Source organism: Enterococcus sp. AZ091, assembly GCF_051714805.1.
In the GTDB taxonomy this organism is placed as follows: Bacteria; Bacillota; Bacilli; order Lactobacillales; family Enterococcaceae; genus Enterococcus_D; species Enterococcus_D gallinarum.
Genome location: NZ_JBIOSO010000001.1, coordinates 2,318,150 through 2,339,218, shown reverse-complemented (window position 1 = coordinate 2,339,218; position 21,069 = coordinate 2,318,150). Strand labels below are relative to the sequence as shown.

Sequence of the window (21,069 nt, the reverse complement as noted above, 5' to 3'; positions counted from 1 at the left end):
TCAAAAAAACGAGCATAGTATAATTAAGAAAATAAAAAATATATTTTTACTAATTTATTAATTGCTATTTAATCTGACTTAGGATAAGGTATTAAGCCATCATGATGGGTTTTAATATAAAGAAACGAAGGAGTGTGGAGATAGATGAACATGAAAAAATTTCGTAAGAGTCTTTTGTTTGTTGCGGGCTTATTTGTTGTTACTTTTGGTGGTCTTTTCTTCTCTGAAAATGCCTCTGCCACATCGACTTCTCAGGCAACATCCTGGGTAAATAGCTCTATTGGTAAATCTTATGATTTTGATGGCGTGTACGGGGCGCAATGCTTTGATTATATCAACAAGTATGCCTATGATCTATTTGGAACAAGTTTTTCGGGGGCTGGCGCAATTGATTTATTGAATACGGGTAATAAGAATGGTTTCAAAGTTATCAGAGATGGCGCTAATCTTTATCCTCAGACAGGAGATATTTTTATATATCAGGTATATGGCTCACCTTGGGGACATACAGGAATTGTTATTAATGCTGATAAGAATGGGATGACGGTAGCGGATCAAAACTTTAACAATGTTCAACGAGTTCAAAAGCATTATATTAAATACAATGACTCATGGGGTGTTATCAAAGGGTGGATCAGACCACCGTTCAACAATCAAACCAATCCAAATCCTACACCCAACCAAAGGCTAAAAGTTTATAAAGTAGATGATCTACAGCATATAAATGGGCTTTGGCAAATCAAATCCAATGATCTCGTACCGACTGGCTTTAATTGGACAGATAATGGGATTGCTGTAGGTGATGTGATTGAGGTTGATCGAAATGGGAACAAAACTAGCGATCAAGTGATTGAAAAAGGCAGCTATTTCGTTTTTGATTCAGCAAAAGTGATCAGTGCGACGAATGCCCAAAAAGGAACAGGTGGCTGGTTCTGGTCGAATGTTCATTTGAAAGATAGCGGGTCGATCTGGTTATCCGTATGGAATAAAAATGATTTACTATATGGAAAAAAATAGCAAAATTAGCCGCCTTATCCTAGGCGGCTTTAAAATTTTGAAGATCATGATTAAAAATTTACGTTTGCTTATTTTTCTTGACATGGAACGCGTTTCATTAACTATAATCACCTTGAAGGGTGGTATAAAAATGACAATAAAAATGATCGCTGTTGACATGGACGGGACGTTCTTAAATGATGAAAAGAAATATAATGTCGTTCAATTCAATCAGATTTTTCAGGTCCTAGAAGAAAAGAAAATTAAATTTGTGGTAGCAAGTGGCAATCAGTATTTTCAGTTACGTTCCTTTTTTCCTTCTCATTATGAAAGAATGGCTTTTGTAGCAGAAAACGGAGCAAATATTTTAATTGGAAGGAAACATATTTATAATGCAGAAATCCCGTCTGAGAATATCAAGAAGACATTGGCAATTCTTGAAAAATTACAACCGAAAAATTTGATTTTATGCGGCAAAAAAAGCGCTTATATTTCTGAAACGATATCAGACTCCGCGCTAAATGAAGCAAAATTTTATTATCCTGTACTAAAAAAAATAGCTAACCTATATGATATAGGTGATGAAGATGATGCGATTTTTAAGCTGGCTCTTTCATTTGATGAAGAGGACGCGAATGAAAAATTACACATTCTAAAAAAATCCTTAACCGGTATACTGATTCCAGTGTCAAGTGGACATGGAGACATCGATTTAATCCTCCCGGGAGTTCATAAATTGAACGGACTAAAAATTTTAGGAGAAAAGTGGGGAATCGGCTTAGACGAAATGGCAACATTCGGAGATAGCGGCAATGATTTAGAAATGATCAGGGGTGTCAAAAATAGTTTTGCTATGGAAAATGCGCAACAAAAGATTAAAGAAGCAGCGACAACTGTGATTGGAACGAATAACTCTGGTGCTGTTTTGGATACCATCCAATCTCTGATAAATTAGAATCAGAGACAATTTTCCTTGTTACAAACCATTCCATTTACAATAAAAAGTCATTAAGTGATACTTTTTGGGACTCAAAGTCAATGGACTAGAAGGTGAAGAAAAGTATCATGTGTTTAAAATAAAAAAATCTGTTTAAACAGACCAAAAAGGGTAAAAAGCTTGTAGTTTAGGGCTTTTTACCCTTTCCTTTTTTGGCATGAATCTTGCTTTTAATAGAGTGAGGTGAAGGATATGAAAAAAAAATTTTTAGTGGCAACACATGGAAAACTAGCCAGCGGTTTTCAAAATTCGTTGACAATATTAGCTGGTCGAGGCGCTGATCTTATCGTTGTTGATGCATATTTGACAAATGAGGATTATACGCCAATCATTAGTGATTTTATCAACTCGATCAACGCTGATGAACAAGGCATTATCTTTACTGACCTTTATGGTGGTAGTGTCAATCAAACAGCGGTGACCGAGCTGATGAGAAACAAGAAGGAGCAGATCTTTGTCATTTCTAACAGTAATTTGGCAATTATTTTATCATTAGTTCTGACTCCTGAAAGTGAAATTTTCACTCACAATAGTATCAATGAAGCAATTAATGATTGTCAGGTTCGCTTAGTGTCCACTCAATTACCAGAGGAAGAAGCACTTTTTTAGATAAATAAGAAGAATTTATAGGAGGAAAAAAGATGATAACACAAATACGCGTAGATGATCGCCTGATTCATGGACAAGTGGCTGTCGTTTGGACAAAAGAATTGAATGCTCCCTTATTAGTTGTTGCCAACGATGAGGCAGCAAAAAATGAAGTGATGCAAATGACATTGAAAATGGCGGTGCCTAATGGGATGAAGTTATTGATCCGATCCGTCGAGGAGGCCATTCAACTATTTAATGATCCTAGAGGAGCTGATAAACGAATTTTTGTGATTGTAAACAGTGTGAAAGATGCCAACAAAATTGCTCAAAATGTTGAAACCGTTGAAACTGTGAACATTGCTAATGCTGGTCGATTCGACAAATCAGATAAAGCAACAAAGACGATGGTTTTTCCGAGTGTGCAATTAAATCCTGATGAGTTGGCTGCGGCAAGGGAATTGGTGCGTTTGGACCGTGTTACCTGTTATAACCAAGTTTTGCCGTCTAATCCGCAATTAAGTTTAAAAGATGCTTTAAAATAGGAGGGGAAAGAAATGTTAATGCATGCAACGATGGCAGCTCTGGCGGTCTTTATCTGTTTTGCCGGAAATTATTTGACTGGTCAAAGTATGTTGGAGCGCCCATTAGTGGTAGGGCTTGTAACTGGTATATTGATGGGAGATATGAAAACTGGAATTCTAATGGGTGCATCATTAGAGGCGGTCTTTTTAGGAAATGTAAATATTGGTGGAGTAATTGCTGCAGAACCAGTGACAGCGACAACGTTAGCAACAACTTTTGCAATTATTTCGAATGTGGAACAAAATGCAGCAATGACATTAGCGGTTCCTATCGGTATGCTAGCTGCATTCGTAGTGATGTTCTTAAAAAATGTATTCATGAATATCTTTGCTCCATCCTTGGATAAGGCGGCTCGCGAGGATAATCAAAGAATGATCGTGCTTTTGCATTATGGAACGTGGCTTATTTATTATTTGATTATCGCTTCTATCGCTTTTATTGGTATTTTAGTTGGCAGTGGTCCGGTCAATACATTTGTTGAAAATATTCCTCAAAATTTGATGAACGGGCTTAGTGCAGCAGGAGGTTTGTTGCCGGCTGTGGGATTTGCTATGTTGATGAAACTTTTGTGGGACAAGAAGCTGTCGGTCTTTTATATTTTAGGTTTTGTCCTAACCGCTTATTTGCAATTGCCCGCAGTTGCGGTTGCAGTTATTGGTGTAGTGATCTGCGTGGTCAGTGCGCAACGAGGCTTAGAGATCCGCGACGTGAACAATGGAGGAAACAGTCGCCATGTTGGACCGATGACAAAAGCGGAAGAAGAGGAGGACTTTTTCGCATGAAATTTCAAGAGAATTTATCCAAAGAAGAAAAGAAAATGATGCGCTCCGTCTTTTGGCGTTCATGGACGATGAACGCCAGTCGTACAGGAGCAACGCAATACCACGCAGTAGGTGTGATCTATACGTTATTGCCAGTAATCAATCGTTTCTATCAATCGAAGGAAGAGCGTGCAGAGGCGATCGTCCGTCACACGACCTGGTTCAATGCAACGATGCATATCAACAATTTCATTATGGGATTAGTTGCATCTATGGAAAAACAAAATAGCGAAGATGACCAATTTGATCCGAGTTCGATCACAGCGGTAAAAGCTTCATTGATGGGACCTATTTCTGGGATCGGTGATTCTTTCTTTTGGGGCATTTTGCGGGTCATTGCAGCTGGAATCGGTATTTCACTCGCGGCGACTGGCTCACCATTAGGTGCTATCTTATTTCTAGTGATCTATAACGTTCCTGCCTTCTTGATTCACTATTATGCACTTTATAGCGGATACTCGGTTGGCGCTAGTTTTATTCAGCGGATGTATGAATCCGGTGGTATGAAGATTTTAACGAAAGCATCTAGCATGCTTGGTTTAATGATGATGGGTTCAATGACAGCATCCAACGTGAAGTTTAAAACCATTCTCGAAGTAAGCGTTGAAGGAAGTAAGGAAGCAATGAAGATCCAAGATTATTTGGATCAGTTATTTGTGGGGATTGTCCCATTAACAGTCACATTGATTGCTTTTTGGCTCTTACGGAAAAAAGTGAACGTCAACGCCGTGATGTTTGGGATTATGTTTCTTGGTATTATTTTGGGACTGTTAGGAATATGTTAGATAAGCAAGCTGTTTTTTTCGATATTGATGATACATTATTAGATAACTATTGTGCCTTCAAGGAGACGATCCAGGAATTCTTTCCTGGATCTCTGAATGAATTCGCTTTGAAACGGTTGTATCGAAACTTTCGCCAAAACAGTGAAAAGATCTATCAAAGCTACTTAGATGGAAACAGGAAGCACAAGGCTGATCGCTGGCGGTTAGTTCTTCAAACATTACAGCCAACTTCAATCGTTAATATTTCTGAGTTAGACGACTATTACCATCTACGCCAAGGAAAACAACTCCTATCAAAAGAGATGCAACTTCTTTTGCGAAGCTTAAAGAAAAGCGGAATCTTATGTGGCGTGCTGACCAATGGATTTACGTTGCAACAGCAGAATAAAATCGATCAATTGATGCTTAATCAATTTATTGATCCAAATTGGCAGTTTATCTCAGAAGAGATAGATGATGCGAAGCCCAATGTAAGCTGTTTTCAGAAAGTGGCAAAGCAATTACCAGAGCAAATACAACGAATCTATTATTTAGGAGACAGCTATTCGAATGATATTATCCCCGCTCAAATGGCAGGCTGGCGGCCAATCTGGCTAAATCGGTTTGGCGATAAGGGAGAATCAGCTATTATTCAAGCAAAAAATGCAGAAGAAGCTGTCGTTTTACTTTTGTCACAATTGCTTTCTAATCGGGTATAAATCGGGGAATCAATCAACGTTTTTAAAAAGTACAGGAATTTTTATCCCCTAACAAGAAAGTTTATAGCAGAACTAATTCTCTTACAGAGACGGAGTGACTTTTTTTCTTCTATGCTGTATTTTTTATGGGGGAGGTAAAGATATGCGAAAAGAAACACGAGAACAGATACTACAGCTAGTAGTACAAGAAAAGGCCATGACGACGCAAGAAATTGCCAACGCTATTGGGTTGAGTCGCTCAGCAACCAGCTTGTACTTAAATGAACTGCTAAATCAAAACATCGTAAGTAAAGTTGGAACGAAGCCTGTCTACTGGGAGCTTGTTTCAGATGACACTTTTGTGGAAGACGTCTTTTCTCAGTATATAGGCAGTACTGGTAGTGCAAAAAATGCCATTGAAAAGTGTAAGTCAGCCGTTTTATACCCTCCATTAGGATTGCCCTTGCTCTTACATGGGGCGAGCGGTGTAGGTAAAAGTTTTTTGGCGGAGTTGATTTTTGATTATCTTCAAATGAAAAAATATCCAGGCGCACAAAAGTTTTTGGTCTTTAATTGCGCTGATTACGCGAATAACCCCGAACTATTGTCTTCCATTCTATTTGGGCATACGCGAGGAGCTTTTACTGGAGCAGAAAAGGAAAAAAGCGGACTTTTAGCTTTGGCAGACAATGGGGTATTGTTTTTAGATGAAGTTCATCGACTCTCGCATGAGAATCAGGAGAAGCTTTTTCAATTTATGGATACCGGGAGATTTCGTCCAGTTGGCGAAGAAGCAGAGATGGTCCAAGCAAATGTGCGACTCTTATTTGCGACGACAGAAGCACCTGAAGAAGTTTTACTGCCTACTTTTTATCGTCGAATTTCAGTAATTGTGGATTTACCTTCTTTTCATGAACGACCCATTTTCGAAAGAGTAGATTTGGTCACCCATTTATTTGAGCGGGAGGCAAAGCGCATCAAGAAAAGTATCGTCATTTCAAATGATGTTTTTTCTGAATTAACCCACCAAGTACTTCCAGGTAACATTGGCAGCTTGTCAAACCAGGTAAGAATGGATTGCGCCAATGCATTACGGATAGCGCCAAACAGTTCAACATTATTTATCGGATCGGACAATGAACATACTATTCAAATCTCTTATCCACCATCACCAAAGGCAACTTCGGCCAATCTTCATCTTTTGAAGCAGAAACTGATTTCATTACTTGATATAAGTGATTTCATTGTTATGAAAGAAAAGTTACAAGATTTTGATAACAAGTATCTTGAACGAACTATATCCTGGATGAACGATAGTCTTTCAATAAACATTATCACTAGCATTCAACAGCAAAACCGATTAGTGATTGATAATGAGTCTTTGACAGAGGATGCTGCTTCCTTAGTTTGTCGGCTAATACAAGTATTACAAACCGAGACTACTACGAAAAAAATAACAGAGAAACGTCATCTTCTTTCAAAAGAATACCCAAGAACCTTGCTTTTATCAACAAATTTAACAAAGACATTACCCGATGAGATTCAACCTATAGCAAATTTTCTTCTGGCAGTGCTGCTTATTGGCAAAGTTACAGAAGATATATACTATCAAGCGCTTCTTGTTGCTCATGGAAATACCACCGCTAGTAGCATCCAAGCTGTGGCAAATAAAATGTGCGGTGACTATGTTTTTGATGCCATTGATATGCCTTTGACTTCTTCCGCAAGAGATATCGTTTTGAAAGTTAGCGATTGGCTATCAGAAAGAGATACTTCTGAAGGGGTCATCATGCTAGTAGATATGGGCTCATTGACACATTTGTATAAAAGTTTAAAACCTCAGATTCTTGGTGAACTATTAGTGATCAATAATTTAACCACCTCTTTCGCATTAGAGATCGGACAGCAGCTAATAAATGGACATTTTTTTTACGAGATTGCCAAAACGGCAGAGCAGGATTTTGTTACGAATATTCAATATTTTGAAGGGTTTGCAGTAGAAAAAAATGTCATCATAGCCAGTATATCTGGCCGAGACATCGCCAAACAAATCAAAGCCATTTGCGAGAAATATTTTAATCCTGATATCAAGCTGATTGTATTGAATTATAGTGAACTAGTGAATACATTAGAGCGCGCCTCATCAGAAGAAGGTTACTTGAAAGAAACCGCATTGATCGTAACCACTTCTTACCTAGATAATTCGGCGGCTGTTCCTAGTATCAACTTGATTGACGCACTAGATGAAGATGCAGAGGGACATTTGAATAAACAACTGAAAAACTTGATTCACCCAAGTAGCGTGCCATTATTAGTCAAAGAGTTCATCCATTTTTTCTCAAAAGAAGGACTGTCAGAAAAGCTAGAGTTCTTGAACCCTGATGTCATTATTCGTCAAGTAGAAGATGTGGTAGAGAAGTGCGAGAAAAGGTTCAACTTAAGATTGAATGCAAAAATGAAATTCAACTTGATGATGCATTTGGCGTTGATGGTGGAACGAACAATTCTTGGAGCCGAAGATTATCCTGTACCGGAAGACATCAATAAGTTAAAAATAAACCAGAAACCTTTTTATCAGAATGCACAGATGATTTTTTATACTCTAGAGCAATTTTATAAAATCAAAGTATCGACTTGGGAACTGTATATCGTGTATGAGATTTTGTTAGGATAAAGCTTGATAAAAATGATCAACTGAAACCTTTGAGAATATTCAACAGGTGTTTTTAACAAATTGCATAAAAACGAAAAAAGATCTGAGATGGTAGTTACCGTTCAGATCTTTTTTCTATGGGCTCAGCTATAGATAAAAGGAAAGGGCGTTCCCTTTAACCATTTTTGTTTATTATTTTATTAACAGCATTTTTTCAGCTCCCAAGAAAAACATTGCACTAGAAGCGACAAATTGTTCATGAGAGAATAAAAATATATGGTGATCCACTTTATATTAAAGAGAAAGTTTTAAATGCTCGCATCTCAGACTAATCGAAGTGTTGGATGATTGCGGTAGGTGGAACAATTACGGAACCAATGATAGTTATGATTTAAGAAATTTAGTTATGCAAAGTGATAATTAAAAGATTGTTGTATCAATTGGGAAATGGGAACGTGATGCTCGCCTCTTTGCACAATATGTGATTCTTTCCGACGAAAAGTAACGGATGTACCGATGAAAAATGGAATAACTAAAAAAGATGAAGGAGTATTGATATGAAAAAGAAAGCAAAAATCTATTGTTTACTAGTTCTGGTCGTATTTACAGCTGGATGTATCAGCAAAACTGAAATAGGATTTGCTGAAGAGAAAGGAACAATTTCTGCTAGTTCTGATAGTTCAGCTTTTATTGATTCATTCAAGAATGATTCATCCAAATGTTCAATAGCGGCATCGCAATGTCCAAATTCTGAGTCTTCATCTTCAAGTACTGAAGTTAAAACTAGTGACGAACAACCATCCAATGATAAAAAAACTCTAAATACAACTGAAGATTCGATTTCGGACAAGCAAATGGAGTCAGAAGGAAAAAAAGAGTACCCTGCAAAAAAAGACTTGAAAAAGGCATCAATAGAAAACTCTGTGACGGTAAACACATATCCTGAATTTAAGGCTGCGTTGCTTGACTCAAAGGTACAATCGATTACTTTAGCTAAGGATCTTAAAGTATTGGAAACATTTAATATCTTCAATAATAAAAAGATTCTTGGAAATGGTCATACAATCGATATGAATTATCAAAAAATTGGTGTAGCGTTAAACAACGCTGTATGTGGGATCGAAGTCATTCACTTAACCAATCAGCCTATCTATCCGCTTTTCTGGTCCGAGTATCCAGGCGTGACCGTTAACTATAAGAACGTGACTTCAACAGGAAATCAGTTTATTTATTTGGCGAATGGAACGGCAAATTTGGAAGGAACCATAGAAGCAAGTGCCAATTTAGAAGAAATCTTTCAAGGAAAGCAGTTAAACATCGCAAAAGATGCGATGGTGAAATTTACAGATACCGCAAATTACATTGCTCTTAATACAGGCGACGGCCTAAACGTTGGTGCAAAAGCAAATGTAAAAGTAGCTGCAAAAGGATTAGGACTATCTATGTATAATCCTAACGGAAACATTGCTGTCCACGGAAATGTAACGATCGACTCCGATGTGGACTCTGCCATTCGTGGTGCAGCAGGAGGAAACTTGGTAATTGATCATGCTGGAACATTAGACACAAGTTCAAAGGTAACTGATGAAGAAGCGATTCTGCTTTATAATGGATCAGTGACAGTCAAAAGCAATGGGACATTGGTTGCTTCCTCTGAAGGACTGCAGGCAACACTTCAAACTGGGAACAAATTAAATCTCCTTGAAGGTTCCAATTTCAAGATTTCCAATAGTAAGGGGCCTGCTTTGGGGGCCTGGGCGCTTCCAACAACTGTTCATGTTGATTCGTCAAAAGGACTAAGTACGTGGAAAGTAAAGAATACCGAATCAGAAGAACCAGATGCTGTTTATGAAGGCCCCTTAACCGCAAGTTTTGTTCTAGATACCTATACAACTGGCCAACGAACGTTAGACTTGGAATCAACTAATGCAGCTTTCTTAAAGAATTTTGATTCAGGAAAAGTTGGGAAAATTGTTGGCGGCAGTTTTTCAAAGAAAACAGAGATCGCCCCAACTACGATTGATGCATTGACCACTGAAAGTACACAAGTAAGTGGAACGGCTGAGCCAAAAGCGGAAATTGTAATCAAAGTGAATGATAACGAAATCGCAAAAGGGACGGTCAACAAAAACGGAAAATATCTGCTGCCAATTCCACAACAAAAAGAAGGGACGAAAGTTGTTGCAGTGGCAACATTGAATGAATTATCATCCGATGCAAGTACAATAGTCAAATACGTTGGACCTCGCTTCGAAATACCAGATACCCTCGATTTCAAAGAGCAAGAAATTCCAGCTTCGGATGAGTTTGTGAATCTGCCAAGTAACCAAGAAATACGAGTGAATGATACTAGCAGTAAAAAGAAGGAGTGGTTCCTGTCTGTTCGCGAAGAACAACCTCTGCAGAATAGTCACGGGGATCAGCTAAAACATCGATTGAGCATTGTTGAACAAGAACAGATAACTCAAATCAACTCAACGTACCAACCGGTTTTTGAAGGCAAAGGAGCTGCCAAGATTAAACTCGCAGAATGTCTTCGAATGACGGTTCATCCGACAGATCAAAAAGGAACATATGAAGGACAATTAACTTGGACTTTGACAAATGGTCCTCAATAATAAAGTGATTTTCAAAACGAAAACAAAGCTTTTAACGTTTGTTCTTGTTATGCCGCCAAGAACGAACAATAAGGATTCATTTAAGCCGTCATAAGGATAAAAAGGAGATAAGAAACATGAAAGCAGCAGTGATTAAACACATTGGATCGCCGGAAAAAATAGAAATTGTAACGTTGCCAGATCCGAAAATTTCGCCAAATGAAGTTTTGATTGAAGTATGCGGTGTTGCTGTGAATCATGTCGATACCTTTATTCGTTCTGGAAGTTACCAAACACCCATTCCTTTGCCTTTTATTATTGGACGTGATGCAGTAGGAAAAGTCATTGATGCAGGTGAGAAAACCAGTAAGTTTAAAGTGGGAGAATGGGTTTGGACCAATAGCATGGGCTATGGAGGCCGTCAAGGAATTACCAGTACACTCGCTGCCATTCCAGAGGAGCGCTTGTTTCGCGTGCCGGAAAACTGTGATCCATTGCAACTTGTTGCTTCTGTACATTCAGCAGCCACTGCTGCTATTTTGCTGAAGGATGTGCTAAATCTATCTGGTGAAAGAACACTATTGATTGAGGGAGGCGCGGGGCATTTAGGAAAGAAGTTGATTCAGATTGCTTGTGACTTAGGTGCTCATGTTTTAACAACGAGCCATCCTGATTCCTTTGGTGGGCTCCGAAGTTTAGGCACCCAAGAGTGTTACAGTTATCATACAGATGATCTAATTCAGCTGATTCATCAAAAGCATCCTCAAGGGGTCGATTTTGTGATTGATACTTCTGGACAAGTCTCTTTACAAACAAACCTGGACTGCTTATCTGTTAATGGTGTCCTAGGACTCATCACAGCACCGATTCAACCAGCTGCTTTTTCCCTGCAGTCTTTCTATACCCAGAATAAACAAATCAAAGGATTTGTGATTAGTTTAGCTACAATTTCTCAACTTCAGTCTGCTGGGGAACAGATAAATCGCTATTTTGGTCAGGGAAAATTACTGGAAAACAATATTCTCATCAAACATTTTTCCGATGCCTCTTGGGCTCATTCGATCCTCGAAAGAAATGAGGAAAAACGTAAAATCGTTCTAATCCCTGGAGATGAACAATAAAGGAGGACTCTTTCAAATCCGATAATTCATACACGGTGCTAGTTCAAAACCGCTGTTTTTAAAATCTAAAGTAATCATTTTATTAGAAAGGACTGGTTTACATAAGAAAGTAAGCTGGTCTTTTTCATTTTGTCCCTACACGTTCATTTTTATTCGCTTCTCGCGAAATTTATTAAACTAGAAAAATTTTGCCTATCATGGGAAAATAATTTTTGGTCGATTTTGGACCCTAGTTTCTGTAATAAGTTGTACAAAGAGAAAATGACAATTTTTCATTAAAAGAGGTTATCAATTGACGTTTCTTAAAGATCGTCTCATCATATAATTAAGACATCACTGTTTATTCATAAAAGGTATAAAAATTAAAAGGCCTGATTCTAAAAAATTGTTGTGGGAACTTTCATGTCTTTAGATTGTAGATGAGGGTTATTTTTTTCCTCTCAAGAAGGTAATGGCGGACTTATCCGCTTCAGAAAGAAAACATTTCTTTCTAAAGCATTAGGAATTACAAGTCTGAACAAGTTAGCGGAAGAAATATTTTAAGAAATTCGTTTAAAAGGCGTGATTTTAACGGTTGGTGATAGTAAATGAAAAGGAAGTGGGTAGAATGGAATTAAAACAAATTTCTAAAACGATTGAGAACAAACCGATTTTGAACAACATCGACCTCGACGTTCGACCGGGAGAAATCGTTGGTTTGATCGGTCCGAATGGTGCGGGTAAGACCACCACGATGAAGATAATGAGCGGTTTAACGGTTAACTATACAGGGGAAGTGACTGGCGATGAACGAGTGGGGATGTTGATTGATGGACCAAAGTATTTTCCAAACAAGACAGCAAGAGAAAACTTGTCTTATTTTCAGGCTATGTCTAATGATAGTTACCCGCTAGAATATATCGAGTCGCTTTTTAACATGGAAGGCTATCAAAACAAAAAGGTAAAGAACTTCTCTTTAGGCATGAAGCAACGTCTAGGGATGGGAATCGCACTCATTAATAAGAATGATTTATTGATTCTGGATGAACCGATGAACGGTCTTGATCCAGATGGAATTCAAGCAACCATTGACACACTGAAACACCTTGCGAAAGATTTAAATCTCTCGATAATCATATCGAGCCATATTTTAAGAGACTTAGAGAAACTTTGTGACAGAGCTTATTTCATCAAGAATGGCGAAATTGTCTATCATGCGGAACTCGGCGCAAAAGAGCGTTATCAATTTGTTTTCTCAAAAGAAGACATAGCCAACGTTGAGAAATTGATCGGCCAAATTGGAGAATATGAACAATTGAATGAAACCTTTATCGTAGACGCTTCGGTAAGAGTTGAATTAATGAAATTACTTGTTCGTTTTGATTTATTTCCAACTGAAATAAAAAAATACCAATCAAATTTGGAAGAGCTGTATTTTTCAATGTAGGAAGGAGAAAGAATGATGAATGTATCCGTATTAACAAGAAAAGATATTCGAAGACGCGTCGTCTCTTTTGGCAGCAAGTATTTAATTGCAGTAAGCCTGGTTTGTTTGGCATTGCCATTCCTAAACTATTTCATGGGAGATCCTTTGGATTTCACTGATTATCTGAGCGCGGTTAACTTTATTTTCCCTATTTTATTGCCTATACTAGCTGTTAATTTCCTAATAGACGATCAAAACACGCATATTGGCGATTTCTTCTTTAAAACAAAGAAAGGCAGAAGAAACTATCTTCTTTCGCTTTTGCTCTCTGCATTTGCTCTAGGTATTGTGGCAGGAATGTTATTATTGATTTTTAGTTTAGTCTTTCAATTTGGCTTTCAAGTGACAGTTCCCTGGGAACCAGTTCTGCTTTCGATAGGGGCTTATCTCTTGTGTCCGCTTTTTTATTTGAGCATTGCGTTGATTTTAGCGTTTTTTGTTAAATACGAAGGGGTAACACTGATGACTATCACTATTTTGTTGCTGATCCTGTTACCAATTTTGATCTCGATTGGTGCTGCCAATATCGGGCTTTCTTTTCTATTTGAGACACCATTGTATTTACTTAGTTTTTTAGGAGTAGGGTCCGTTGCAGCAATCGATCTTGTGTATACAGCGTTTATGATCCTTATTCTTTATCTGATAGCTAATTGGAGAATCAAAAAGATTGATTTCTAAATGGGGGCTTCAGCAAAAAACTTAGCGTGACAATATATGTTCATAGACGAATGAACATCAGTCTGTAAAAAGATTTTTTAAATGATTAATTTCAGTATTCGCCTACGTCCATAAGATATGTAGGTGATTTTTTTAAGTTCCAGAAGCTGTTATTTTTCTCTGACCTTACTTGATCGGCTAGAATGAAGAACTTCAGAGAATAGCAAATAATTCAAAAGATTTGAGGTGCGAACAATGCAAACTTTTTTAACAAAAACATCCTTGAAGAAAATCGTTCTACTAGATTATTTACTTGAACAGAACGCTCCCTGTGAAATCGACGAATTAAAAAAGATCCTTCATGTAACAGATCGATCAATCTTAAATTATATAGACGAACTAACAGAATTATTCGAAAAATATGATAGCAAAATCTTGTTGCTGAATGATAATAATAAACGATTTCAAATCCAAAAAGAAGAAGATTTTCCGATATACACTATCTATCTTCATTTTTACAAAGCATCCTATAATTATCATTTGATTCAGTTCATGTACAATCACCCAGAAAAAACCTTGAAAGACTTTGCTGAAAAACAATTTACTAGTGTCTCGACTGTTCTTCGTTATGCGAAACTTCTTGAACAGTACTTTAATCGTTACCGAATACATTTCCATCCATATCGATTGCACTTAACTGCAGATGAGAGAAAAATCCGCAGCTTTTTCTATTACTTCTATTGGAATGCTACTAGAGAAAATGGTGACAAATGGCCTTTCCAAATAACTTTAAGCAAAATAGAGCATCTGATAAGTTCTTTTGAAAAAAACTATCAGATCACATTAGAACCTTTACAAAAAAGGGTCTTTTCTTATTGGCTGGCGATCAATTTAGAGCGAAGTCAAATCAAAAAGGTCGTTGTCACTGTTGATGATCAGTCAGTGATCCAAGCAGATCCTAATTTTGAGCGATTGCAAAAATGGAACAATCAGTCAGGTTTGTTTCTTGATGAAAATGAACTCTTTTTTCTTTATCAAGTAATTTATTCTTTTGGTATTATCGATGGAAATAGCCAATATGAAAATAGTTATGCTACTGTTCAAAAAAAACATCAAACCCGTTCTTATAAAATTGTTTTACATTTGGATAAAGTTTTAAGAGAGATGTTTAAGTTTAATCTAGCAGTTGATGATCAAGAATTAATTTTTAATTTTATTGCGTTTCATGAGCGTAGTTCCTTTTTCTTTGGAAATACGGATCTTTTTTTTAATCGTTCCTACATCGATGAAGTAAAAGAAGAAAGCCCAAAGAAATATCGCATTATTGAAGAATTCCATCAGCGATTGACTGACACAACAGATCAAGATTTAGCACTTCTTTTGCAGAACTGGGAACAATTATTCTTAAATTATTATTTTATTCTCGATTACTACGATCTTTTCTCATTTTATATTGATCCGATAAAAATTTTAGTTCATGATGATTTGCATCATACTCACCGGCTGTGGTTGATGAATAAAATCAATGCGCTTTTCGGACATTCTTATACCTTTGCATTTTATGATTACCAAACAAATATTAGGGAGGTTGATTTAGTGATTTCAAATTACTACTTCAACACTGGTGAAATTCCATTGATTTTAATGAAAAACATTCCTACAGAGCGCAACTGGCGCCAACTTGGAGAAGTGTTATTTCAGTTAACAACTATCAAAGCAAGTTTGCGTTAAACGCAGATTTGCTTTTTTAAATCGTAATTTCTTCTCGAAACAAGAAAATTCTTGAACTAGAAAAAGCAATCAGGGCATGGCAAAATATTCTTAGATCTTAATTAGATCAATTATTATTTAGGAGGAATTACAAAATGAAAAAAACTTTGGTTGCTACAACCGCGCTAGGACTACTCGCACTTAGCGCAACAAGTATGACTGCTTTAGCAGACAGTCAAGAAAGTCCTTTGACAAGCATTACGAACAAAACTGACGTAACTTTTACGCCTGGATCAGGAGAAGATGTAGATCCAATCGTTCCTGATGATACCCATGATGACGATCCAAGTACAGGAGATACCGGTTCATTATCAATTCCTTTCGCTTCGAACATCACATTTGGTCAACATGAAGTCTCTCAAGGAGACGAAACGTACTTTGCATTGAACCAAAAACCACACGTACAAGTAAACGACACCCGGGGCGGAGCAAAAGATTGGTCACTTGGTGTGACATTGAAACCATTTGTTGGTGAAAATGGGAACGAACTAACTGGAGCCAAAATGACATTGTCTAATGGTAAAGTTGTCACTAAAAACAACAAATCTCCTATGCCTAAGATGGCAGACACATCATTCGAATTGAATGAACAATACCAAGACTTAATGCTTGCTAAAGAGGGGCAAGGTGCTGGTGGCTTTGCTGCTGTTTTTGAAGGGGAAGACGGCAATAACCAAAACGTGAAGCTTTATGTTCCACGAGCAGGAGTTGAGGCACAAGCTTATACAGCAGATCTAACGTGGGTGTTAACTGATGCGCCAGCCTAAGAATCACGGAGGATGGGGAATAGCATTCTCCATCTTTTTTATTTTTTCTATTTTCTTCTTGTTAGGTACATCTCCCTTAAATGGCTTTGCTGAGGACGATTCAAAAACAGACAATAAAGTTTCTTTTGATGCACAAGCTGTTTTACCGGAAAATCAACAATCAGAAGCAAGTTATTACGATTTGAAAGTTGCTCCTGGAAGTTCACAAAAGTTAGTTCTTAAACTGCGAAATACCAGTACAAAGGACATCAAGGTCAATGTAGAAGCAAACAATGGAGTAACCAATCAGAATGGGGCAATTGACTACTCTAAACATGGGGAAAAACTTCTCGGAGGACCTTCTTTTGAAGAACTGATTTCAAAGTCACAAAAAATCTCCTTAAAACCGAAAGAAGAAAAAGATGTTACTTTTGAACTGAAAATTCCTAAAGCAGGGTTCGATGGAACTGTGCTAGGCGGATTTTATTGCTATGAAGACACGGAAGGAAAAGAAGAACAATCCAAAGGGTTTACTCTAAACAACAAATTTGCCTATACGATTGGAGCGAAATTGATTTGTTCTGGTAAAAAAGTGCAACCAGACTTTGCTTTGACAAAGGTTACGCCGGGTTTAGATAATGGCTATTTAACAGTTTTTGCTGACCTGGAGAATTCGCAACCTATACTCATGAGCAAATTGGATATGCATGCTACGGTCACTAAAAAAGGCCAAAAAGATGTGCTAAAAGAAATGAATAAAAAAGTCTCTTTTGCTCCTCGGACTAAATTCAGTCTGCCAATCAGCTGGAACAATGATCCGTTAAAAAAAGGAACCTATGAATTAGTCATTGATTTGAAAAATGACGAAGGAAAAGCATGGCAATTGAAGAAAGACTTTGAAATCAAAGGGAAAGATGAAGAACTTAACACGAAAGCAGTCGAAGTAAACAAAGAAAAAGACAACACCTTCATTTATGTGATTGCTGCACTGTTCTTAGTGATCATTCTGGTATTAGTCGGCTATATTTACAATATGAAACGTAAAAAGCAATAGAATGGGGGAAGAACAATGAAAAAAATCTTTAGTCTATTCTTATTGATGGTATTACTTGGGGGAGCAGTATCAGTATCAGCAAGTGAACAAGTCAAAAGCGAAGTAGGAATCTCTTTCTATCAGCCTACCAATAAAAATCAAGTAATCCCAATGGAAAAAGTAGCGGTTGGGGATAATGGTGTGGCTGTAGGACCTAAAACATTGCCAAAAACTGGAGAAGAAAGGCCGTTTTTCTTACAAGGATTCGGTGTACTATTACTAGGCACAGCTATTACGCTTTACTTATTGAAGAAGAATCAGAAGGATAAACGGGATGCCTTATGAGAAGATATAAGCATCTAATCTACTGGTTGATACTATTTTCCGGCATTTTTTTAGGTGCAGTTACAGCAGAAGCTGCACCAAGACCTTTAACTGATCTAGGCTACTTTCATTGGGCCAATCAATCAGTGACACCAGCTGAGAATACATTTGTCATGCACTACAATGATCGTTTGTCAGTTACACCTCTAGAAGGAAAAGCGAGTAAGAGTTTCATAGAAGTTAACCGAAATACGAATCGAAGTAAAGCATTAGTAAAAAATGTCGGCTTCTATAAAGGGCAAGAAGTTAATCTGATGATAACACTTGAAAGAAATAAAGGAAATCTAGATGGAGGATCGATTTATTTCACGAAAAAAGATTTTTTGCGAATCTATATTTATGGGGAAATGATCGTTAACTATGATTTTTTGGATAAAAACGGGAACCCACTATTTTTGGAAACAACTTTAAATTATTATGGCTTAAATCAAAATAAATATGTCGGCTTTTTGTCTCCAAGTTCTCTGATCAAAGGATTGTACGCCAACAATCCTACAAATGTCAGGTATGATGTTTGGGATGGAGGAGCAGATGATTATTGGGTATATTTCAAAAATCCAGCAGGCGGCGGGGAATGGGCAGTTGATCCAAGGCAAAGTTTTGAAATAACTACCAAGGCGATTTCTAGTATGAAATTTGTGATCCATAATAATGATGCCACTACTTCGTCGGTAAAGTATGATACCAAATTTTTAGCAAAACCAGAATTTCCTGCTGCATACGGCGTTCAATCATCTTTTGAAAAAGCAAATCAGGATGTCTACTTGAAAGCGCAGCAAACTATTCCAAATATAGAAAATTGGCAAAAAAATAATTCTATCCAAGTTTCTTTCAATTTAAAAGATATGTATAATACAAAACAATATTCCATCAAAAATGCCAAAGTCGTCAATTTTAGCGGGGAAGATGTGACAAAATATTTTACCATTGAAAATGTTTCAGATAGTGATGTTATCAGTTTTAAAATTAAAGATTTTAATTCCCCAGAGTTATATGATACTGTTTTGTCCTATTTTGTAGATCTAACATGGGAAGGTGCATCATACCCAGTAAATGTTGACCTCGTCAAAGAGGAGAAGCTATCACTGCCGTTTAGCACTCAAACATTCCGAAATGAGCAAAAAATAGGAGAGCTTCCTGGAGAATCTTTGGTGAATTATCTAGGGAAAGTGACTGTCCCTTTCCTAGATGAGAATGATGATATTTTGCAGGCGCCATTTGTTAAAGAGGGGATCGTTACAACCTCCTTTGATTTTTCTGATGAATATCCGCAAATAGAAGGATACTATCCAATAAAAAGGACAGAAAAAGATAGAGGACTTTTTTTGCCAGATGAGCAAGTGATTGCTCATTATTACAAAAAAGGACAACCTTTACACTTTGAACTTCTTAATAAAGAAAGTCCCCTACTGGTCTCAAGGTTTAACAACAAAAGGGAGTTAGCTATCCAATACTCTCAAGACCCTTCAAAAGAGAAAGCGTCAACTCTCTCTTTCGTTGCCAAGTATCAGGATGAAGAAAAAGTTGTAAAAGAAATTCCGTCTGCTCCTCAAAAAGGGGCTGCTAAAATTACCTTCGCATTTCCTGAAGAATGGATTGGTCATGAGGTTTCTTTTTACATGAAAGATACAGATGGTCAAGAATCGAATATGGAAACGCGGATCATCGAAAAGGAAAAAGGCCCTAGCTTGTCTCTTCCCGATGAAATCAGTTTCGGTGAAGTTGCTATTCCTACAGAGGACAAAGTCGTCTTTCCAATTACTAAAGATAAGGCACAAATCGAAGATCATAGTAAGCTAGATCGAAGTCGCTGGAAAGTGAAAGTCAAAGAAGAACAACCACTTACGAACGAAGATCAAAAAATACTAGCTCAGCGTTTAATCATAAAAGGGAATAAGACGGACTGGCAAATTAATGCTGATAACCAAGAAATCTGGTCAGGAAGTGGAAGTGCTTCTTTTGATTTATCGAAAGATCTAAAATTGGCTGTCCATCCTTCTGATAATATAGGAAGCTATCATGGTTCTTTACGATGGACTTTTGAAGATGCACCAGACTAGGTAATTTGAGCAACAAAATCCATCGCTAAATATTAGAGGAACATTGGCTCCTTAATAATTAGTGATGGTAGAGAAAAAAACTTTAAAATTTTGGTAAGACAACATTATTGACCCAGAGTCAGATAATGTTGTCTTGTTAATTTGCCTCAAGAAAAGGAGAATCAACAATCTTCTTGTGTTGATATGTCAGAATATCTTAGCGCTACAACTAAACGATCATCATTTAAGATCAGAATAGGTAGGTGACATGAAAAATTATAAATTTTTTTTGGTTCTTTTTTTAGCCGGGTTGCTTTTGAATTTGGGACTATCTATTCTAATCGATAGACCTTTCAAATGGTGGATAACTGGGGGCTTATTTATAGGTTTTTCAGTTGCTTACCATGTTAGTTCAGAGAACAAAAAAACTACAGATAAAGGTACTCCTAGTAAGTAAGATTACTATCGCAAGACCAAATGACTTTTTGCTAAAAAACTTGGTATTTTCACTTAGAAAGACTGGCACTTTACCAATAAGGAGTAATAGTTGTGTGAGATCATTTCTGATTCAACTAGTTCCATAAATTCTATAGAAAAAGGACTAGCTGTTTCGCTAGTCCTTTTTCTACGGAATTCTATTCCCAAGTTTGATTCATTTTGTCAGCATAAAAAGCAATCGCTTTGTGATAATCTCTGATATTTTGATCCGATGAAGTTTGTGCCAGCAGTTCTAATAAAATTTGATTGGATTGGCTGTATTGCTGAAGGTTAAATAGAGCCATCGCATAAAACACCTTTAGCGCATTATTAGTCGGGAATTTATCTTGTGCTTCACTTAAAACTTGTTCCGCTTTTTGATAGTTCCCTAAAGCCCGGTAAGTACTGCCTAATCCCAGGTAGGCTTCTTCCAGATCTGGCTCAGTCAATCCTAATTGAATCGCTCGTTCATAATAAGGCACCGCTTGAGATTCTTTTCCTAAGACATCAAAGCTCCAAGCAATTTGATAATTTAGATAGGCATTCTCAGGATTAGTTGGATAGATTTTTAGCAATAAGTCATTTGAATCTTGAAATTTTCCAGCTTTTCTTAACTGGATGGCTGTTTCGATTATATTCATTTGGTTTTCCATCATCTGTTATAAACACCCTTCGATT

18 protein-coding genes are annotated in these 21,069 nt (G+C 37.1%); 17 read left to right on the top strand and 1 reads right to left on the bottom strand.

Annotated elements, in window-relative coordinates; genetic code table 11:
* Positions 1-144 precede the first annotated feature (144 nt).
* The 17 genes from IGJ28_RS11570 (at position 145) to IGJ28_RS11490 (ending at position 19,935) form a co-directional block, all read left to right on the top strand.
* Entirely contained in the window at positions 145-1,017 is an 873-nt protein-coding gene (locus IGJ28_RS11570) for a lytic exoenzyme target recognition domain-containing protein (protein WP_103300811.1), read from the top strand.
* Entirely contained in the window at positions 1,004-1,951 is a 948-nt protein-coding gene (locus tag IGJ28_RS11565; RefSeq protein ID WP_252711938.1) for a Cof-type HAD-IIB family hydrolase, read from the top strand. Before IGJ28_RS11570 ends, IGJ28_RS11565 begins: the two co-directional genes overlap by 14 nt.
* Positions 1,952-2,185: 234 nt before the next feature.
* Complete coding sequence (locus tag IGJ28_RS11560) at positions 2,186-2,602, top strand: PTS mannose transporter subunit IIA (protein WP_138371925.1); 417 nt, start codon at positions 2,186-2,188, stop codon at positions 2,600-2,602.
* 32 nt (positions 2,603-2,634) lie between these two features.
* Positions 2,635-3,126 (top strand): PTS system mannose/fructose/N-acetylgalactosamine-transporter subunit IIB, encoded by a 492-nt coding sequence (locus IGJ28_RS11555; protein ID WP_103300813.1) that lies wholly within the window; start codon positions 2,635-2,637, stop codon positions 3,124-3,126.
* A 12-nt stretch (positions 3,127-3,138) separates the two neighbouring features.
* Positions 3,139-3,948, top strand: coding sequence for a PTS mannose/fructose/sorbose/N-acetylgalactosamine transporter subunit IIC (locus IGJ28_RS11550; RefSeq protein WP_438845404.1), 810 nt, complete (start codon positions 3,139-3,141; stop codon positions 3,946-3,948).
* Positions 3,945-4,772, top strand: coding sequence for a PTS system mannose/fructose/sorbose family transporter subunit IID (locus tag IGJ28_RS11545; protein ID WP_060814759.1), 828 nt, complete (start codon positions 3,945-3,947; stop codon positions 4,770-4,772). Before IGJ28_RS11550 ends, IGJ28_RS11545 begins: the two co-directional genes overlap by 4 nt.
* Positions 4,766-5,470, top strand: a complete 705-nt coding sequence (locus IGJ28_RS11540) for an HAD family hydrolase (RefSeq protein ID WP_113849657.1) — start codon at positions 4,766-4,768, stop codon at positions 5,468-5,470. The genes IGJ28_RS11545 and IGJ28_RS11540 overlap by 7 nt, the downstream gene beginning before the upstream one ends.
* A 142-nt stretch (positions 5,471-5,612) precedes the next feature.
* Positions 5,613-8,123: a sigma 54-interacting transcriptional regulator gene (locus tag IGJ28_RS11535; RefSeq protein ID WP_252711939.1), complete on the top strand. Its 2,511-nt coding sequence runs from the start codon at positions 5,613-5,615 to the stop codon at positions 8,121-8,123.
* Between the two features lie 536 nt (positions 8,124-8,659).
* Positions 8,660-10,720, top strand: coding sequence for a pectate lyase-like adhesive domain-containing protein (locus IGJ28_RS11530; RefSeq protein WP_252711940.1), 2,061 nt, complete (start codon positions 8,660-8,662; stop codon positions 10,718-10,720).
* A gap of 116 nt (positions 10,721-10,836) precedes the next feature.
* On the top strand, positions 10,837-11,820 hold the full coding sequence (locus IGJ28_RS11525; protein ID WP_252711941.1) for an alcohol dehydrogenase catalytic domain-containing protein: 984 nt from the start codon (positions 10,837-10,839) through the stop codon (positions 11,818-11,820).
* 607 nt (positions 11,821-12,427) lie between these two features.
* The gene (locus IGJ28_RS11520) at positions 12,428-13,246 is read left to right on the top strand and encodes an ABC transporter ATP-binding protein (RefSeq protein ID WP_103300819.1); all 819 of its coding nucleotides are present in this window, start codon (positions 12,428-12,430) and stop codon (positions 13,244-13,246) included.
* A gap of 15 nt (positions 13,247-13,261) precedes the next feature.
* The gene (locus IGJ28_RS11515; protein ID WP_113849660.1) at positions 13,262-13,963 is read left to right on the top strand and encodes a hypothetical protein; all 702 of its coding nucleotides are present in this window, start codon (positions 13,262-13,264) and stop codon (positions 13,961-13,963) included.
* A gap of 234 nt (positions 13,964-14,197) precedes the next feature.
* Positions 14,198-15,673, top strand: coding sequence for a helix-turn-helix domain-containing protein (locus IGJ28_RS11510; RefSeq protein WP_438845403.1), 1,476 nt, complete (start codon positions 14,198-14,200; stop codon positions 15,671-15,673).
* A 134-nt stretch (positions 15,674-15,807) separates the two neighbouring features.
* Positions 15,808-16,479: a WxL domain-containing protein gene (locus IGJ28_RS11505; protein ID WP_252711942.1), complete on the top strand. Its 672-nt coding sequence runs from the start codon at positions 15,808-15,810 to the stop codon at positions 16,477-16,479.
* Complete coding sequence (locus tag IGJ28_RS11500) at positions 16,466-17,512, top strand: DUF916 and DUF3324 domain-containing protein (protein ID WP_252711943.1); 1,047 nt, start codon at positions 16,466-16,468, stop codon at positions 17,510-17,512. The genes IGJ28_RS11505 and IGJ28_RS11500 overlap by 14 nt, the downstream gene beginning before the upstream one ends.
* A gap of 15 nt (positions 17,513-17,527) precedes the next feature.
* Complete coding sequence (locus tag IGJ28_RS11495) at positions 17,528-17,836, top strand: LPXTG cell wall anchor domain-containing protein (RefSeq protein ID WP_103300824.1); 309 nt, start codon at positions 17,528-17,530, stop codon at positions 17,834-17,836.
* On the top strand, positions 17,833-19,935 hold the full coding sequence (locus tag IGJ28_RS11490; protein WP_252711945.1) for a hypothetical protein: 2,103 nt from the start codon (positions 17,833-17,835) through the stop codon (positions 19,933-19,935). The genes IGJ28_RS11495 and IGJ28_RS11490 overlap by 4 nt, the downstream gene beginning before the upstream one ends.
* 614 nt (positions 19,936-20,549) lie before the next feature.
* Here IGJ28_RS11490 and IGJ28_RS11485 read toward each other — a convergent pair.
* Positions 20,550-21,032 (bottom strand): tetratricopeptide repeat protein, encoded by a 483-nt coding sequence (locus IGJ28_RS11485; protein WP_113850305.1) that lies wholly within the window; start codon positions 21,030-21,032, stop codon positions 20,550-20,552.
* Positions 21,033-21,069 lie beyond the last annotated feature (37 nt).

Coding starts and splice junctions, on each gene's coding strand:
- IGJ28_RS11490 (WP_252711945.1), top strand. CDS start 17,833: ATGAGAAGATATAAGCATCTAATCTACTGGTTGATACTATTTTCCGGC.
- IGJ28_RS11525 (WP_252711941.1), top strand. CDS start 10,837: ATGAAAGCAGCAGTGATTAAACACATTGGATCGCCGGAAAAAATAGAA.
- IGJ28_RS11520 (WP_103300819.1), top strand. CDS start 12,428: ATGGAATTAAAACAAATTTCTAAAACGATTGAGAACAAACCGATTTTG.
- IGJ28_RS11530 (WP_252711940.1), top strand. CDS start 8,660: ATGAAAAAGAAAGCAAAAATCTATTGTTTACTAGTTCTGGTCGTATTT.
- IGJ28_RS11540 (WP_113849657.1), top strand. CDS start 4,766: ATGTTAGATAAGCAAGCTGTTTTTTTCGATATTGATGATACATTATTA.
- IGJ28_RS11535 (WP_252711939.1), top strand. CDS start 5,613: ATGCGAAAAGAAACACGAGAACAGATACTACAGCTAGTAGTACAAGAA.
- IGJ28_RS11485 (WP_113850305.1), bottom strand. CDS start 21,032: ATGAATATAATCGAAACAGCCATCCAGTTAAGAAAAGCTGGAAAATTT.
- IGJ28_RS11505 (WP_252711942.1), top strand. CDS start 15,808: ATGAAAAAAACTTTGGTTGCTACAACCGCGCTAGGACTACTCGCACTT.
- IGJ28_RS11495 (WP_103300824.1), top strand. CDS start 17,528: ATGAAAAAAATCTTTAGTCTATTCTTATTGATGGTATTACTTGGGGGA.
- IGJ28_RS11510 (WP_438845403.1), top strand. CDS start 14,198: ATGCAAACTTTTTTAACAAAAACATCCTTGAAGAAAATCGTTCTACTA.
- IGJ28_RS11570 (WP_103300811.1), top strand. CDS start 145: ATGAACATGAAAAAATTTCGTAAGAGTCTTTTGTTTGTTGCGGGCTTA.
- IGJ28_RS11555 (WP_103300813.1), top strand. CDS start 2,635: ATGATAACACAAATACGCGTAGATGATCGCCTGATTCATGGACAAGTG.
- IGJ28_RS11545 (WP_060814759.1), top strand. CDS start 3,945: ATGAAATTTCAAGAGAATTTATCCAAAGAAGAAAAGAAAATGATGCGC.
- IGJ28_RS11560 (WP_138371925.1), top strand. CDS start 2,186: ATGAAAAAAAAATTTTTAGTGGCAACACATGGAAAACTAGCCAGCGGT.
- IGJ28_RS11565 (WP_252711938.1), top strand. CDS start 1,004: ATGGAAAAAAATAGCAAAATTAGCCGCCTTATCCTAGGCGGCTTTAAA.
- IGJ28_RS11515 (WP_113849660.1), top strand. CDS start 13,262: ATGAATGTATCCGTATTAACAAGAAAAGATATTCGAAGACGCGTCGTC.
- IGJ28_RS11500 (WP_252711943.1), top strand. CDS start 16,466: ATGCGCCAGCCTAAGAATCACGGAGGATGGGGAATAGCATTCTCCATC.
- IGJ28_RS11550 (WP_438845404.1), top strand. CDS start 3,139: ATGTTAATGCATGCAACGATGGCAGCTCTGGCGGTCTTTATCTGTTTT.